Source organism: Methylobacterium sp. yr668 (assembly GCF_900116245.1).
Classification (GTDB): Bacteria; Pseudomonadota; Alphaproteobacteria; order Rhizobiales; family Beijerinckiaceae; genus Methylobacterium.
In genome coordinates, this window is sequence record NZ_FOZY01000032.1 from 1 (window position 1) to 14,053 (window position 14,053).

Consider the following 14,053-nt stretch of genomic DNA (forward strand, 5'->3'; position numbering starts at 1 on the left):
TGCGCCCAAGAGTGCGCGCAAGACAATCGGACAGGGCGAAAAACGCAACCCTGCCAAATACTTGACAAGACGGTAGTTCTTCTTGCAGAAGTGCGACGACAGACAGTTAAGACACTGAAAAGACGGATCAGACGAGCCGGCAATCTGCAATCGTCTGATCCTATCTGACACGCATCAGACGGAAAGTGCGCCCAAATCGTCGTTTGCGCTCACATTTGGGCGCACCGCTTGGTCCGGCTTCCGGGCCGCCGAGATGTGCTCCACGGCATCGGCGAGCCCGTCCGGCGAGTGCTTCGCGTAGACCTGCTCGACCATCTGCATCGTGTTCCCGAGGATGCCGGCGATCTTCCAGAGCGGGACGCCCCGGCGCGCCATCCAGGTCGCCGCGGTATGCCGCAGGAGGTGCGGGTGGAAACCCTTCACGTCTGCCGCCCGTGCGATCCGTTCGATGTGATGGTAGATGTCGGATGACGTATCCAACACATAAGACGTGGTGCGCTCCTTGTAGGCGCGCTCCAGGATCGGCCGCAGGCGCGACGAGATGGGCACGCTCGGGCGCTTCTTCTTCGAGCGCAGGTCGCCGTGCCGGTGGTAGTGGATGACCCCGGCCTCTAGGTCGACCTGATCCCACTGGAGGTTCTCGATCACGGCCCGGCGCGCCGCCGTCTCGATCGCTAGGTGCAGGAAGCGCTCGGCCCGGGACAGCCGGCCGCCCTCGCGGCGGGTCTCAGCCTCCGCGATGATCCTGTCGACTTCCTCCGGCCGGAGCCAGCGGTCCCGCACCTCCGGCGGCTCCAGGCTGTCCAGCTCCAGGCGCGCCGTCGCCGGCAGCTTCCGGCGCTTGATCGCGAAGTTCACGGCCGCCTTGAGCTTCGCCACCTCCAGCCAGATCGTGCTGAGCTTGGCCGGCCGGCCGATGCGGCCGGCGCGCCGATCGCGCACGTAGTCGTCGAGATGGGCTTGCCCAATGTCTGCGACCGGCAGGTCGCCAAAGGCCTCCAGGAGGTGCCGGCCGCTGCGCGCGGTGTTCTCGCCGGAGACGAGCTTCGGCAAGGCCTCCTTCGCATAGAAGGCCCACACGTCCGCGAAGTCTAGGCCCGCCCCTTTCGGGTCGCGCGCGGCCCTTTGCTCGTTGATGAGCCACTCGCCGAAGTAGATCTGAGCCGAAGCCATTTCGCTCTTGCCTGTCGACGCACGGCGAGTTCGTCTTCCGTCGATCCAGTGGATGTAGAATTTCCCGTTGGCGTGCTTTTTGAGTTCGGGCGCTTTAGACATCTTTCAGTCTCCAGAAAATGCTCAAAGTCGCGCTCGCGAATTAAAACGGGCCGGCCGGGAATAAATGCTAGGCGGCCCGCGGATCTGAGCTTTCGCACCTTTGAGACTGAGCACCTCAGTCTCTGGGCTATCTCAGCCTCTGTCAGCAGCGTCTGCGTCATCTTCGGCGATGAGCTGGAATATCTTGAGCGCCGTGGCCGTCTTGAGCATCCGGTTGATCTGGACGGCCATGTAGCCCGGCCGACCCTTGGCTTCCGTGAGGCTGAGCGCAGCCGGCGCCCGGTGGTGCGCCTCTATGACGAACACGTCCGTCAGCTCGTTCAGCTCGATCCCGAGCGCGCTCGCCATGCGGGCGAGGTTCTCCCGGGTCGGGAAGCTCGTCTCGTTCTCCGTGGTGTTGACGACGTTCCGGTTGAGCCCAGCCCGGCGCGCCAGTTCGGCCTGCGTCCAGCCTCGATCCCGGCGCAGCTCCGCGATGCGGCCTGCGATCATGTGGAGCTTGTGCTTCCGGACGTTGTCGTCCTGCGGCTGGAAGCTGGGCTCGCGCACGGGCTCGTCATGCCCGGACCCACCAGACATATCCTCTGTGTTCGCGATCATCACGTCCTGATCCTCGCGGCAGTGGCGCCGCAACGCCGTCGTAAGACATTTTGTCCGAAAGCGCAAATCCGACCGTTGACGCCGGACAATATGTCCGTTACCTGTCTGATGCAACGGACGGGGGAGGCAATGGCGGGGTTCAACAGCACGAAGTTCCTCAAGGCCCACTTCCCCGACTGCGCGACCATGCGCAGCCTGCTCACGGCCTACGGCTTCGAGCCGCCGGCCGCGGACACCGCCGAGAAATGGTGGCGACGCGGATCGGTGCCGGGCGCGTGGCTTCCTGTCCTACTCGGCATGCTGGAGCTGGAGCACGGAAAGCCTGTCAGTCTCCTGCCGTACCTGGATCGCTAACGCTTCCGTGAGGAGCGCAATCGCGCTATATGTCGCTGTTCTCGTTTTGTGTCGCTAGAGCTAGGAAGGTGAGCCGTGAGCTTACAGTCGGAATGCGCTTTCTATTGGCGTTTCGCGCCCATCCTTGAGATGGCGAAGACTTCCTGGGTAGCCGGTCCAATCTTAGCGGAAGCTAGGGACGAGATCCAGAGCATTGCGGCGCACACCCGCAATGCTTTGCTCCGCGAAATGTGCATCAGCCTCTTGGACGCCACCACCGAGGATCGGATTGTCAACTTTCCGACGGAACAAGTGGTGAACGAAATCCTAGAAGGCATCGTTCAGGGCAACGGTGCAAAATTTCCAGGCATTTTCGAGGGGAAAAAGGTCGCACATCTAAACGTGCAGGCCTTCGGGTAATGCGCATTCTAGGTGTGGATCCCGGGGCGAAGGGGGCCCTAGCGCTTGTGGAAAACCACGCTGTACGCGTCTTCGACATGCCGCGCCTCACGGTGCGGCGTGGCGGGAGCGATAAGGACGAAGTCGACGGCTTCGCCCTTATGGACCTTCTGTCTGATCTGTCACCCGACGTAGCTTATCTGGAGCAGGTCGGTGGGATGGATGGTCAGTCGGCGTCTGCTGCCTTCAACTTCGGAAGGGCCGCTGGAGCCCCGGAATACCTGCTGATGGGCCTGCGCATCAGACACACGCGGGTGCCTCCGCAGGTCTGGAAGAAGGCCCTCAAGATCAAGGGCGGGAAGGACGACGCCCGCATGGAAGCGATGCGCCGCTGGCCGGCACTCGCGAAGGAGTTCCGCGTCCGCCGGCCCGACTTCGCCGAGGCCGCGCTGATCGCTGAGTACGGACGGCTCCAGGAGGGCGCCAATGACCTGTTTGCCTGACTTCTCCCAGCCGGCCCCGCACCGCGCCGACGCCCGCTTATCCGGGGCGCGCCGGTCCGAGCCCAACGCTCCCGGGATGGGCACGCTGAGCCCCCGCGAGCGCGAGGCGCTTCTGCTGCGCCTGGAGGCCTTCGCGGACGCCCCGCGCGAGCCCAGCCGCTACGCCGCCAACACCCTCCAGGCCGATCTGGTCTCCGCGTTCCGCGACGGCGACCGCCACTACCTTCTGGTCGTGCCGGCCGGCGGACAACCTGTCCGGGTCGACGTGACCGGCCGGCTCGGCGCCCTGTTCGCCTACCTGGGCGAAGTGATCGAGAAGGCCGGCATCTGATGCAGCCGGTCCCGCTCCCGCACCAGATCGTCGGCGGCCAGTTCCTCGCGAACGGAGGCCTGCTGCTGGCCGACGAGCCTCGCGTCGGCAAGACGGGCGCCTCGATCCTGGCGCTCGACTTCCTGATGGCCCGGCGCGTCCTGGTCGTCACGACGGCGTCGGGGCGGTTCAACTTCGGCCGCGAGGTGCGCGAGTGGCAGGCCTTCCCGCGGGAGGTCCAGGTCATGATGGGCACGGCCGGCCGCGTGCAGCCGCAGACCGACGTGGCGGTCGTGGGCTGGTCGACGGTCGGGAACGAGCAGCAGCAGGCCCATCTGCTCGACTGGCGCCCCGAGCTGGTCGTGCTCGACGAGAGCCACTACGCCAAGAGCTTCGAGGCGAAGCGGACCGTCGCGGCCATGGCGCTCGCGGACGCGGCCGACCGGACATTCTGTCTGTCCGGCACGCCCATGCCGAACAGCCCGCTCGACCTGTGGCCGATGCTCCGGACGCTGGCGCCCGAGCGGGTGAGCGATCTGAGCTTCGACGACTTCATGGGCCGCTACTGCGTCGTCCGCCACAAGTTCGTGGCTGGCGAGTGGAAGCCGATCGTCAAGAAGGGGAAGAACGAGGCCGAGCTGCGCCAGCGCCTCGACGGGCTGCTCCTGCGCCGGACCCAGCAGGACGTGGGGATCCGCGAGCCCATCTTCTCCACCCTGGCGCTCGACGGCGGCGCGGTCGGCACGGCCGCGATCCGGGCCGCGCTGGCCGAGCTGCCCGAGGCCGACGAGATCCTCGACGCCGCGGAGACCGGCGACACGAAGATGCTGGAGCACCACCTGGGCACGCTCCGGCGCGTGACGGGCATCGCCAAGGCCTACGCGGTCGCCGAGCTGGTGAAGGAGGAGATCGAGACCGGGAAGATGCAGCGCGTCGTCCTGATGTGCTGGCACACCGGGGCGATCGAGGCGCTCCGCGGCCTGCTCAAGGCCTACAACCCGGTCGTCCTGGACGGCTCGACCCCGGCGGCGAAGCGGGCCGGCGTGATCGAGGCTTTCCAGAACAACCGCTCCCAGGTGTTCATCGGTCAGATCATCGCCGCGGGCGAGGCGATCGACCTATCAGTTTCGCGCGACCTGATCTTCGTTGAGCAAAGCTTTGCTCCGAAGGACATGAAGCAGGCCGCGCTCCGGATCACTAACCACGGCCAGAAGGCTCAGTGTTTGGTGAGAGTAGCCGCGCTCGCGGGCTCGATAGACGAGGCCTTGACCGCGGTGTTAGTGCGCAAAGTCGCTTCAATCAAAGAGGTTCTCCAGTGAGCATTTCGATCACCATCAACGGCGACAACGCTTCCGAGGCGATCCGCGAGATCTTAACGCTGGCGGGCAGCATGGGCATGTCGCGGGGCACCGACACGTCGGCCGCCGCGCTCGCGACTGGCATGTCTGATGTGTCGTCCGACAATCGCCAGACGGCCGAGCCCGCGAAGGAGCCGGCCAAGTCGACCCGGAAAAAGGCCGACAAGCCGGCCCCGGCCGCCCCGCCGGAGCCCGCCCCCGAGGTGAAGGCCGCCGACGCGGCCGACGAAGCGGCCGAGAGCGAGAAGGTCGTCGAGGAGAAGGCCGCCGAGGCCAAGGTCGAGCCAACGGAGGTGTTCGATCGGAACGTCATGCGCAACGCGGGCGGCGAGTACGCCAAGCTGTACGGCATGGCCGCGGCCCAGGAGGACGGCCCGAAGATCATCGGATACCCCGCCTTCTCGAAGGTGCCGGACGAGGAGATCGAGAAGGCCACCCGGGCGCTCCGCGCGGCCATCGCCGAGAACCCCTACGGCCGCACGAAGGCCGCCGCCTGATGTCCGCCGGCCACGCCCAGCGGGATCATGCGCAATGGTCCGCCAGCGCAAGCGCCCGGCTCTGGGCGTGCGCCGGCAGCCTTGCCCTGTCCGGTCGCACCGGACAGGCTGACAGCGAGAGCGAGGCGGCTGCCTGGGGCACCGCCTGCCACGAGGTGTCCGAGGACTGCCTTCGCCACGGGCGCAAGCCCGAGGAATGGATCGGACGCTTCATCCAGACGAAGCGCCACCGGATCGAGGTCGACGAGGAGATGGCCGAGACGGCCCAGGTCTACGTCGACTACGTGATGGAGGCCGGCGTCTTCGGGCTCAAACCGACGTGGATCGAGGAGCGCTTCAAGCTCGACGCGATCAACCCGCCCTTCGAGGCCGGCGGCACGGCCGACACCGTCATCTACCACGACGGCGAGCAGCTCCTGGAGGTCGTCGATCTCAAGGGCGGCCGTGGCATCGTGGTCGAGGCGCTCGGCAATAAGCAGGCCCGGACCTACGCGCTCGGCGCCGTGCTCAACAACCCTGGGCTCGACATCCAGGAGGTCAAGGTCACGATCGTCCAGCCCCGGGCGCCGCACCGGGACGGGCCCATCCGCTCGGAGACCTTCCACGTCACCGACCTGATCGACTGGACGACCGAGCTGCTGGCGGCGATGCGGCTCGCGAAGCTGGCCGACGACACCTACGGCTCGAACGGGTCCGAGGATGGGTCCTTCGACGAGTGGGCCGAGCGGTTCCTGCACCCCGGCGATCACTGCACGTTCTGCCCGTGCGCCGGGTCCTGCCCGGCCCTGGCGGTCGCCGCGAAGTCGAAGGCGCTCCTGTTCTTCAAGGATGAGAGCGGCGTCGAGCAGGAGAACACGGTCGGCAAGCTCACGCCGGCCGAGGTCGCCGAGATCCTCGACCGGGCCGACATGATCCAGAACTGGCTCAACGCCGTGCGGGCCCACGCCCACGCGGAAGCGGAGGCCGGCGTCGAGATCCCGAACTATCAGCTCGTCGCCAAGGTCGGGCGCGAGCGCTGGAACGACGGCGCCGAGGCCGACGTGATCGCCGCGTGCGAGTGGGCCGAGCTGCCCCTTAGCGAATACCAGAATGCTCCGAAGCTGAGAACGCCTAAGCAAGTACGCAAGGCGCTCGGCCCGGATCTCGCCAAGCTCGTCGAGAGACACTCGACGGTGCCCACTGCCGGAACATCCCTGGTCCGGCAGGATAAGACGGTGCGCACTCCGGTCCAACCGAAGGCTCACCTGTTATTCGACGTGATTGACGACTGAAAGGACACAATATGACTTCCCGTACCGAAGATTTTCGCTCCCCGCTGGCCCGTCTGTCCCGCGTGAACCTCTACAAGCCCCGGGCGAACAAGAAGAACCCGGACAAGCTCAAGTACGAGGTGAACCTGCTCTATCCGAAGTCGGCCGACCTGTCGGCGATCAAGGCGGCCGTGATCCAGGCCGCCAAGGCCGAGTGGGGCGAGAAGGCGGTCGACCTGCTCAAGAACGGCGTCATCAAGCAGCCGATCCTGGACGGTGACGGCCCGCAGGGCGTGAACAAGACGACCGGCGAGCGCTACAAGGAGCTGGAGGGGATGTTCTTCATCCGCTGCGCCTCGAACCTCAAGCCGGCGCTGCTGAGCCCGAAGGTGACGGCCGCGGTCGAGGGCGAGCACCTCTACTCGGGCTGCTACGGCTACGCGGCCATCCACGCCTACACCTGGGAGAGCGACGAGCAGGGCAGGGGCGTCTCGATCGGGATCAGCATGGTCCAGCACGCGAAGGATGGCGAGCGCCTGGGCGGCGGCCAGCAGGATCCCTCGAAGTTCTTCGAGACGATCCCGGACGACGACAGCGGCACGGGCGGCGCGGCGGCCGACACGGGCGACGGCGCGGGCGCGCTGTTCTCCTGATCGTCTGATCCGTCATGCGACGCCGGGCATGGTGTCCGGCGTTGCCCCGCAGTAGGAGATCCTCAGATGTCACGCATGAAGTCCCTCGCCGTCGCCGCCCTGGGAGCTGGGCTCGGAATGGCCGCCGCGGCCGGCGCGCTCACCAACGCCGTCACCGCGGGCGCGGAGCTGATCTCGGGCGAGCCCCGGGCCGCGCGCCGCAGGCAGGCCCGCAAGGGCCATCGGTTCGTCATCGGCCGCCGCGGCAGCCGGAGCCGCTACCAGCCCCACCAGGGCTCCCGGGAGATCGCCCGGCGCGTCCGGCAGATCATGGACGGCCAGCTCGTCGCCTGGACGCCCCCGGGCACCGAGGCGCCGGCCGCAGACGCCGCCCTGCGCGCGGAGAAGGCGATCCCCGCCCAGGTGCTGATCGACGCCGGACTGGAGGCCGAGCGCCGGGCCAAGCGCAGCGAGACGGCCCGCAAGGCCGCTGTGACCCGCGCTCGCAAGCGGGAGGCGGCCAATGGCTAAGGGGCAGCCGGACCCGGGGATCGGGCACAACTCGGACAGCATCGCCGCCGACGAGCTTCGCACCTTCATCGAACGCCTGGAGCGCCTCGCCGAGGAGAAGGCGGGCATCATGGGCGACATGAAGGAAGTCATGGCCGAAGCAAAGGGCCGCGGTTTCGACGCCAAGACCATCCGGAAGATCTTGCGGATCCGTTCGCGCGATCATTCCGAGATGCAGGAAGAGGCCGCGGTACTCGAACTGTACTGCCAAGCGCTCGGCATGGAGAACTTCTTCGCATGACCGCGCCCACTCGCAAGGTCCGGGGCGGCTGCGGCTTCTGCGCCCCGGTGTTCGCCGCCGGCCTGATGATCGCCGGCTACGCCCTGGCCTTCTTCGTCACCCTGCACGGCTGATCGACCCGTCCCGCCCCGGTCCGCCGGGGCGGTCCTGTTTCCGCACCAAGGATGCCTGCCATGTTCGATGCAGACGACACCCCCGGCTACCTCCACGACGCCTACCGCGCCGCCCTCGACAACGGGCTGCTGAGCCTCAACCTGACCCGCGTGGGCACGGACAACCGCATGTGGCAGGCCTCCAGCCGCTTCGCGAAGTCCAGCGGCTTCCACGTCGAGATCGAGGCCGACGCCCTGGACGCGGTCATGAAGGCGCTCGGGGCCTGGGCCCGGATCGGCGCTCCGGCGCCCGCCGGCCTGTTCGACGACGAGCCCGCCACCGAGGGCGACCCGCGCGAGGACATGACGCTCGCGGACCGGCAGGCGCCGGCCGAGCCCGAGGGCGCGGGCCTGTTCGACTGATGTCCGGCCTGGAGATCGACTTCGAGACCCGCTCGCCCGTCAACCTCAAGGTCGAGGGCGTCTACCGCTACATGGAGCACCCGGAGACGGCGCCCCTGATGGCGAGCTATACGATCGACGGGGGCCCGGTCCGCCGCTGGCGCCCGCCGGAGCCGTGCCCAAACGACATCGTCGCCCACGTCGAGAAGGGCGGGACGATCGTCGCGCACAACGCCGGCTTCGAGCGGCTCCTGTGGCAGATGATCCTGTCGAAGCGCTACGGCTGGCCGGCGGTTCGCCTCCGGCAGTTCCGCTGCACGGCCGCGACGGCCGCCGCCCTGTCGCTCCCGCGCGACCTGGATGGGCTCGGAGTGGCGCTCAACCTGTCGGTCCAGAAGGACAAGACGGGCAAGACCCTGATCGACCGCTTCTCGAAACCGCGGAAGGTCACGAAGGCCGACCTGGAGCGCCACCAAGGCGGGCCCATGCCGGCGCTCTTTCACGAGCCGGCCGACTTCCCGGAGGATTTCGAGCGCTTCCACGACTACTGCGACGTGGACGTGCTGACGGAGCAGGCGGCCGATCGGCGCATGATACCGCTCCGGACCGAGTGCCAGGAGGCCTACTGGCGGTCCGAGCAGATCAACGACCGCGGCCTACGGATCGACGTGGAGAGCGCCAAGGCCGCGCTGCTCCTGGTCGACCGGGCGAAGCTTCGGCTGGATCGCGAGATGCGGCACCTGACGGAAGGGGAGGTCGAGGCCTGCTCCCAGGTCGCCAAGCTTAAGGACTGGTGCGCCGTCCGGCTCGGCCAGGGCCCGGCGATGAAAGCGGCCCTGGAGTTCTTCGACGGCGTGCTGCCGGAAGGGAGGGGCGAGGAGATCGCCAGCCTGGGCAAGGCCGACATGGACGACCTGCTGGAGCGGGAAGACCTGCCGCCGCTGGTCCGGAAGGCGCTGGAGCTGCGCCGCGACTACGCCAAGGCCTCCACGGCCAAGATCAAGGCCTTCCTGTCCCGCGCCGGCCAGGACGGCCGCATCCGGGGCGCCTTTCTGTTCCGGGCCGCCGGCACCGGCCGCTACAGCTCGACGGGCGCCCAGGTCCACAACCTGCCGCGGCCCCGCAAGGTGTTCGACGACGCGCACCTCGACCCGCGCGACCTGTTCGAGGCGATCCGGAAGGCGAACGTCGAGTGGCTGGAGATGCTCTACGGCGAGGAGCTGGGCAAGCCGCTCCCGCTGCTCTCGGACAGCATTCGCGGCTTCATCTGGGCCGACCCGGGCAAGGAGCTGCTCGCTGCGGACTACAGCGGTATCGAGGGCGCAATCCAGGCGTGGTTTGCCGGCGAGGAGTGGAAGGTCAAGGCGCTATTCGACCTGATCGCCGACCCGAGCCTGCCCGATATGTACCGGCGGGCCGCGGCCGGCATCTTCAACACGACCACGGATCTGCTGATGAAGAAGGACAAGCGCCGGCAGGTCGGCAAGGTGTCCGAGCTGAGCCTGGGCTACCAGGGCGGCGTCGGCGCCTTCCGGAGCATGGCCCGGAACTACTCGCTCAAGCTCGGGCCCATCTTCGGCCCCGCGTGGGAGGCCGCGGACCCGGAGCGCCGCGAGAAGGTGCTCAAGCGCTACGAGGAGTGCCTGGAGCGCGGCGAGCTGCTGACGAAGCAGCTCACCCGGGAGGAGTGGATGGGCGCCGAGCTGGTGAAGGTCGGCTGGCGCGCCACGCACCCGGCGATCGTCGCGAGCTGGAAGGAGCTGGAGGCCGCGGCGCGCGAGGCGGTCGTGTCGCCCGGCACGAAGGTCCAGGCGCTCAAGGTGTCGTTCCTGGTCGCCCGGGGCTTCCTCTGGTGCCTGCTGCCGTCCGGCCGGTGCCTCGCCTACGGGGCGCCCTCGATCCGCGAGGTGGAGGTGCCATGGGCCGACAAGGCCCTGACGCCGGAGCTGCGCGAGAAGCGCCCGGTCGTGACCTGCCTGGGCGTCGACAGCCAGACCCGCCGGCTGATCCGCTACGCGCTCTACGGCGGCCTGATCTTCGAGAACGTGGTCCAGGCCATCGCGCTCGATCTCCTGGACAACGGGATCGAGATCGCTGAGCGCGCCGGCTACCCCGTGGTCGGGCACGTCCACGACGAGATCATCACGGAGGTGCCCCGAGGCTGGGGCGATCTCGCGTGGTTCGAGAAGGCGATCTGTGAATTGCCGGGATGGGCTCGCGGTCTGCCGCTGACTGCTGGCGGATGGCGCGGCAAACGCTACAGAAAAGACTAGACGTCATAAGGCTGTGTGCCGTTTGCCCACATCTGACACTTATGCTGCGCACATGGGCAGGCGCCCCTGTCAACCTCACGCCTATTAAATAACCTGATCGACAGACATAACGGGGCCGTGATAGCGCCGTTATGGCGCCAGTGTGGCGTCTCAGCCATAGGTTCTGCTGAGATGAGTGAAGGTCCCAGATACGAAACGCCTTGGGCTAACGCTCTGAACGAGCGCTCGTATTGGTATCACACCATGAAGTTCCCGGACGGTGACACTGTCCGTGGTAGCTGGACTATTGCTGACTTTAGTCAGTACATCGGCGGTTACGATCTCCAGGGTAAGTCTGTCCTGGATGTAGGCACAGCGTCTGGCTTCCTGGCCTTCAATGCTGAGAAGGCCGGTGCGCAAGTCACGGGCTTGGATGCAGCTTCGACCGACGAGTTTAGGCACGTCCCTTTTTCAGACAGCCTGTCATACAGGGACATCCGACAATTCAAAGATACGTGGACGACCCACAACCTAATCCCAATAAAGAACTCCTGGTGGCACGCGTGGCATAAGTACAACAGCAAAGCCCGCTGCGTGTACGCGCCCATGCCCGAGCTGTATGAGTGGCCGGAGCAGATGTTCGACGTGGTCATGGCCGGCGCGATCGTCGAGCACCTGTCGGAGCCCGTATACGCGATCGGAGCCTGGGCTCGCCTCGCGCGCGAAGCCGTACTGATCCCGTTCACCGACGTTGTTCCGGTAGACGACCTGATGATGCGGCCGATCACACCGCTGGACAACAGCGCGATCAACTACGTCTGGTGGCACCTGTCGCGCGGCCTCTACAACAAGATCTTCGACAATCTCGGCTTCGACGTGCATTACACGCTCGCGCGTGCTGAGCACCATGACGCCGAGGGCGGCACGCAGCTCGCCACCCGTCCGTCGATCATCGCGATCAGACGGGGGACGGACGCGGCCAGACGCTTCGACGCCTCGAAGCTGGAGGATCCGTTCCCGAGCGTGCTGGTGTCTGCCGTGCCGGCGCCGCCAGACACGGTCGTCCCGGCCGGGAAGAAGCGCTGGTGGCGCGGGAAGCTGTAGTGGGTGACGGTCCGATGGCCGACGAGATCCACCCTGCGGACCGGCGAGCGTTCCTGCTCGCCGGGCTCTCAAAGTCCAGCAAGCTCGTCGAGGTCGGGCCCAGCTACAACCCGCTGGTGCCCAAGCGCGACGGCTGGAACACGTTCATAATCGACCACGCCTCGCGCCAAGATCTCGTCGCGAAGTATGAGATCCACGCCAAGGCGATCGACGTTATCGAGGAAGTCGACTTCATCTGGCGCGGCGGATCGTTGGCGGATGCTCTGCCGGAAGACCAGCGCGGCACGTTCGACGCCTTCATCGCGTCGCACGTTATCGAGCATACGCCCGATATCGTCACGTTCCTACAGGCGGCGCGGACCGTTGTGCGCCCGGACGGCCTTGTCATCCTGGCCGTGCCGGACAAGCGGAAGTGCTTCGACTTCTACCGGCAGCCATCCTCGACGGCCGATGCAGTCGTCGCGTTCGAGGAGCGCCGAGATCGGCACGAGCTGCGCACCCATATCGAGTATTCGATTCGGACCGTTCTGAAAGGCGGCATGCCGGCTTGGTTCGATACCGATACCCGTCCGGTCGAGATCATCAAAGGCCTGGACGATCTACCGATCACGCTGTCGCTGAGATTCAACAACGACTACGTCGACGCCCACAACTGGATCTTCGTCCCGTCGAGCTTCCGCCTGATGATGCTGGAGCTGGGGCAGACCGGCTACATCGATCTTGAAGTCGACGAGCTGGTCGAGCGCCCCGACACCGAATTTCTGGTGCGGATGCGCCCCGGCTTCCGGAAGCTCGGTCTGCCCGAGCTACAGGCCCGACGCCGGGCGTTGATGGATCAGGTCCTGATCGAGATCGCTGAGCAGACACGCCAGATCGAGGGCGCGCCGCTCTACGTCGCCAGCCAGCCGCCACCGCCGCCGCGGCCTCGACGCCGCTGGTGGCAGCGCCGAGCGTAGTGATTCGAATGGGATGCGTAGCAACCGCTGCAAGGGCTGCTTGCGACCCATAGTGGGCGGCCTGAGGCGTATCAGGATTTCCACAAACCGGACGTAAGTCGGTTGCTTTGCGACATCAGCTTGGGATGCAAGTGGGGGGCCGACGTACCCTGGGCGGGTTCGCACAGGAGATGTGCTTGGCCGACGTCGGCGCAGCGACATGCCGGCGGGCGCTTGAAGCGATCTTAACTCGCATCGGGCTTGATGCCTTGGACGGAGGCTTCCCGGCATGGCGAGCGTCGAAGCAGTAAAGACGAAGGTAATGCGCGTTGTTTCGCTGTCGCCTTTCACGGCGGCCCTATGTCTCGCCGGAGCTTGCCTGGTCGAGGGCATGTCCCGGTACTTCAAATTTAAGACGCAGGCCACAGATCCTGGATCGGTTTTAGTGCTAATCGCGCTATGCGTCACACTGCGGTTTTTGCCTGTCCTCCGGGCGAGACCATGGCTGACTATCCCGTTCGATGTCTTTGCGGTCGTCGTTGTCGTCCTCGACTTGACGCTGATCCTTCCCTGGCAGGCGCAAGCGTTCGGGTTGCCACTGGCCGATGACGTTATCCATGCCTTCGATCTATCTATTGGCTTCGATCACACCGTATGGATGAGATGGCTCAACGCGCATCCAGATGTCACGTGGGCGCTGGGTATCGTCTACAACACTATGATACCCCAGACGATCCTGATAATCGTCCTGTGTCTGATGATGGGGCGTATCAGGCATCTCGACCGCTATCTGTGCGCCTTTGCCATAGCAATTATTCTCACCTCAGCGCTCAGCATCTTGTTGCCGACCCGCGGCATCGTCGCCATCCTCGACCCGGCGCTAAGGAATTTGCCCGGTTGGCCGTTCGCTGCAACGGATATCGCGACCTACGACGCCCTCAGATCAGGGGCACTGCGCGATCTAATTGGCGTACCGAAGTTGGGCATCGTCTCATTCCCGAGCTTCCACGCTGCGTCGGCGGTTTTGGCAACTTGGGCATTCTGGGCTTGGCGGCCGGCGCGCTGTCCCGCCGCGGTGTTGAACGGTACGGTCTCCATTGCCACCGTGGGATGTGGCGGCCACTACGTCGCAGATGTGGTGGCGGGCTTCTTCGTCGCCACGTGCTCGATCCTGCTGGCCGTGCGAGGTTCAGACCTCGGGTACACGCTCCTGGACCGCATAAAGCCAATCTCACGTTCCAACGTCCAGAGAGACGCAGGATCTCCAGAGATAGCTTAGGATCGATATTGGGCCGAACGT

The 14,053-nt window shown here is 66.1% G+C and carries 17 protein-coding genes; 15 read left to right on the forward strand and 2 right to left on the reverse strand.

What is annotated here, in order from left to right:
* Positions 1–174: 174 nt before the first annotated feature.
* Both BM419_RS26355 and BM419_RS26365 read right to left on the reverse strand, forming a co-directional pair.
* A complete protein-coding gene (locus BM419_RS26355; protein WP_175556379.1) occupies positions 175–1,173 on the reverse strand; it encodes a tyrosine-type recombinase/integrase in 999 nt (332 codons plus the stop codon).
* Between the two features lie 234 nt (positions 1,174–1,407).
* On the reverse strand, positions 1,408–1,875 hold the full coding sequence (locus BM419_RS26365) for a helix-turn-helix domain-containing protein (protein WP_091928148.1): 468 nt from the start codon (positions 1,873–1,875) through the stop codon (positions 1,408–1,410).
* Positions 1,876–2,004: 129 nt separating this feature from the next.
* Between BM419_RS26365 and BM419_RS26370 the strand changes: the two genes are divergently transcribed.
* The 15 genes from BM419_RS26370 (at position 2,005) to BM419_RS26440 (ending at position 14,032) form a co-directional block, all read left to right on the forward strand.
* Positions 2,005–2,229, forward strand: coding sequence for a hypothetical protein (locus BM419_RS26370; protein WP_091928149.1), 225 nt, complete (start codon positions 2,005–2,007; stop codon positions 2,227–2,229).
* Positions 2,230–2,304: 75 nt separating this feature from the next.
* Positions 2,305–2,628: a hypothetical protein gene (locus tag BM419_RS26375; protein ID WP_091928150.1), complete on the forward strand. Its 324-nt coding sequence runs from the start codon at positions 2,305–2,307 to the stop codon at positions 2,626–2,628.
* Between the two features lie 77 nt (positions 2,629–2,705).
* On the forward strand, positions 2,706–3,110 hold the full coding sequence (locus tag BM419_RS32075; RefSeq protein WP_139257122.1) for a RuvC family protein: 405 nt from the start codon (positions 2,706–2,708) through the stop codon (positions 3,108–3,110).
* A complete protein-coding gene (locus BM419_RS26385) occupies positions 3,094–3,441 on the forward strand; it encodes a hypothetical protein (protein ID WP_139257123.1) in 348 nt (115 codons plus the stop codon). The genes BM419_RS32075 and BM419_RS26385 overlap by 17 nt, the downstream gene beginning before the upstream one ends.
* Positions 3,441–4,739, forward strand: a complete 1,299-nt coding sequence (locus tag BM419_RS26390; protein ID WP_091928153.1) for an SNF2-related protein — start codon at positions 3,441–3,443, stop codon at positions 4,737–4,739. The genes BM419_RS26385 and BM419_RS26390 overlap by 1 nt, the downstream gene beginning before the upstream one ends.
* Entirely contained in the window at positions 4,736–5,275 is a 540-nt protein-coding gene (locus tag BM419_RS26395) for a hypothetical protein (RefSeq protein ID WP_091928154.1), read from the forward strand. The genes BM419_RS26390 and BM419_RS26395 overlap by 4 nt, the downstream gene beginning before the upstream one ends.
* On the forward strand, positions 5,275–6,546 hold the full coding sequence (locus BM419_RS26400; protein WP_091928155.1) for a DUF2800 domain-containing protein: 1,272 nt from the start codon (positions 5,275–5,277) through the stop codon (positions 6,544–6,546). Before BM419_RS26395 ends, BM419_RS26400 begins: the two co-directional genes overlap by 1 nt.
* 11 nt (positions 6,547–6,557) lie before the next feature.
* Positions 6,558–7,178 carry an ssDNA-binding protein gene (locus BM419_RS26405; protein WP_091928156.1) on the forward strand — a complete coding sequence of 207 codons (621 nt, stop codon included), beginning with the start codon at positions 6,558–6,560 and terminating at the stop codon, positions 7,176–7,178.
* Between the two features lie 66 nt (positions 7,179–7,244).
* Complete coding sequence (locus BM419_RS26410; protein ID WP_139257124.1) at positions 7,245–7,688, forward strand: hypothetical protein; 444 nt, start codon at positions 7,245–7,247, stop codon at positions 7,686–7,688.
* Positions 7,681–7,968 carry a DUF2312 domain-containing protein gene (locus BM419_RS26415; protein ID WP_091928158.1) on the forward strand — a complete coding sequence of 96 codons (288 nt, stop codon included), beginning with the start codon at positions 7,681–7,683 and terminating at the stop codon, positions 7,966–7,968. Before BM419_RS26410 ends, BM419_RS26415 begins: the two co-directional genes overlap by 8 nt.
* A 173-nt stretch (positions 7,969–8,141) precedes the next feature.
* Positions 8,142–8,483: a hypothetical protein gene (locus BM419_RS26420; RefSeq protein WP_091928159.1), complete on the forward strand. Its 342-nt coding sequence runs from the start codon at positions 8,142–8,144 to the stop codon at positions 8,481–8,483.
* On the forward strand, positions 8,483–10,735 hold the full coding sequence (locus tag BM419_RS26425; protein ID WP_091928160.1) for a DNA polymerase family A protein: 2,253 nt from the start codon (positions 8,483–8,485) through the stop codon (positions 10,733–10,735). The genes BM419_RS26420 and BM419_RS26425 overlap by 1 nt, the downstream gene beginning before the upstream one ends.
* A gap of 585 nt (positions 10,736–11,320) precedes the next feature.
* Positions 11,321–11,818 carry a hypothetical protein gene (locus tag BM419_RS26430; RefSeq protein WP_139257125.1) on the forward strand — a complete coding sequence of 166 codons (498 nt, stop codon included), beginning with the start codon at positions 11,321–11,323 and terminating at the stop codon, positions 11,816–11,818.
* Positions 11,819–11,832: 14 nt separating this feature from the next.
* A complete protein-coding gene (locus tag BM419_RS26435; RefSeq protein WP_091928193.1) occupies positions 11,833–12,774 on the forward strand; it encodes a class I SAM-dependent methyltransferase in 942 nt (313 codons plus the stop codon).
* 268 nt (positions 12,775–13,042) lie between these two features.
* Positions 13,043–14,032 (forward strand): phosphatase PAP2 family protein, encoded by a 990-nt coding sequence (locus BM419_RS26440; protein WP_091928162.1) that lies wholly within the window; start codon positions 13,043–13,045, stop codon positions 14,030–14,032.
* The last annotated feature ends 21 nt before the right edge of the window (positions 14,033–14,053 follow it).

What these genes read in the sequence shown, in the direction of transcription:
- BM419_RS26365 (WP_091928148.1), bottom strand. Translation starts at nt 1,875, where the DNA reads ATGATCGCGAACACAGAGGATATGTCTGGTGGGTCCGGGCATGACGAG.
- BM419_RS26385 (WP_139257123.1), top strand. Translation starts at nt 3,094, where the DNA reads ATGACCTGTTTGCCTGACTTCTCCCAGCCGGCCCCGCACCGCGCCGAC.
- BM419_RS26400 (WP_091928155.1), top strand. Translation starts at nt 5,275, where the DNA reads ATGTCCGCCGGCCACGCCCAGCGGGATCATGCGCAATGGTCCGCCAGC.
- BM419_RS26370 (WP_091928149.1), top strand. Translation starts at nt 2,005, where the DNA reads ATGGCGGGGTTCAACAGCACGAAGTTCCTCAAGGCCCACTTCCCCGAC.
- BM419_RS26430 (WP_139257125.1), top strand. Translation starts at nt 11,321, where the DNA reads ATGCCCGAGCTGTATGAGTGGCCGGAGCAGATGTTCGACGTGGTCATG.
- BM419_RS26405 (WP_091928156.1), top strand. Translation starts at nt 6,558, where the DNA reads ATGACTTCCCGTACCGAAGATTTTCGCTCCCCGCTGGCCCGTCTGTCC.
- BM419_RS26390 (WP_091928153.1), top strand. Translation starts at nt 3,441, where the DNA reads ATGCAGCCGGTCCCGCTCCCGCACCAGATCGTCGGCGGCCAGTTCCTC.
- BM419_RS26425 (WP_091928160.1), top strand. Translation starts at nt 8,483, where the DNA reads ATGTCCGGCCTGGAGATCGACTTCGAGACCCGCTCGCCCGTCAACCTC.
- BM419_RS26435 (WP_091928193.1), top strand. Translation starts at nt 11,833, where the DNA reads ATGGCCGACGAGATCCACCCTGCGGACCGGCGAGCGTTCCTGCTCGCC.
- BM419_RS26420 (WP_091928159.1), top strand. Translation starts at nt 8,142, where the DNA reads ATGTTCGATGCAGACGACACCCCCGGCTACCTCCACGACGCCTACCGC.
- BM419_RS26355 (WP_175556379.1), bottom strand. Translation starts at nt 1,173, where the DNA reads ATGGCTTCGGCTCAGATCTACTTCGGCGAGTGGCTCATCAACGAGCAA.
- BM419_RS26415 (WP_091928158.1), top strand. Translation starts at nt 7,681, where the DNA reads ATGGCTAAGGGGCAGCCGGACCCGGGGATCGGGCACAACTCGGACAGC.
- BM419_RS32075 (WP_139257122.1), top strand. Translation starts at nt 2,706, where the DNA reads ATGCCGCGCCTCACGGTGCGGCGTGGCGGGAGCGATAAGGACGAAGTC.
- BM419_RS26410 (WP_139257124.1), top strand. Translation starts at nt 7,245, where the DNA reads ATGTCACGCATGAAGTCCCTCGCCGTCGCCGCCCTGGGAGCTGGGCTC.
- BM419_RS26440 (WP_091928162.1), top strand. Translation starts at nt 13,043, where the DNA reads ATGGCGAGCGTCGAAGCAGTAAAGACGAAGGTAATGCGCGTTGTTTCG.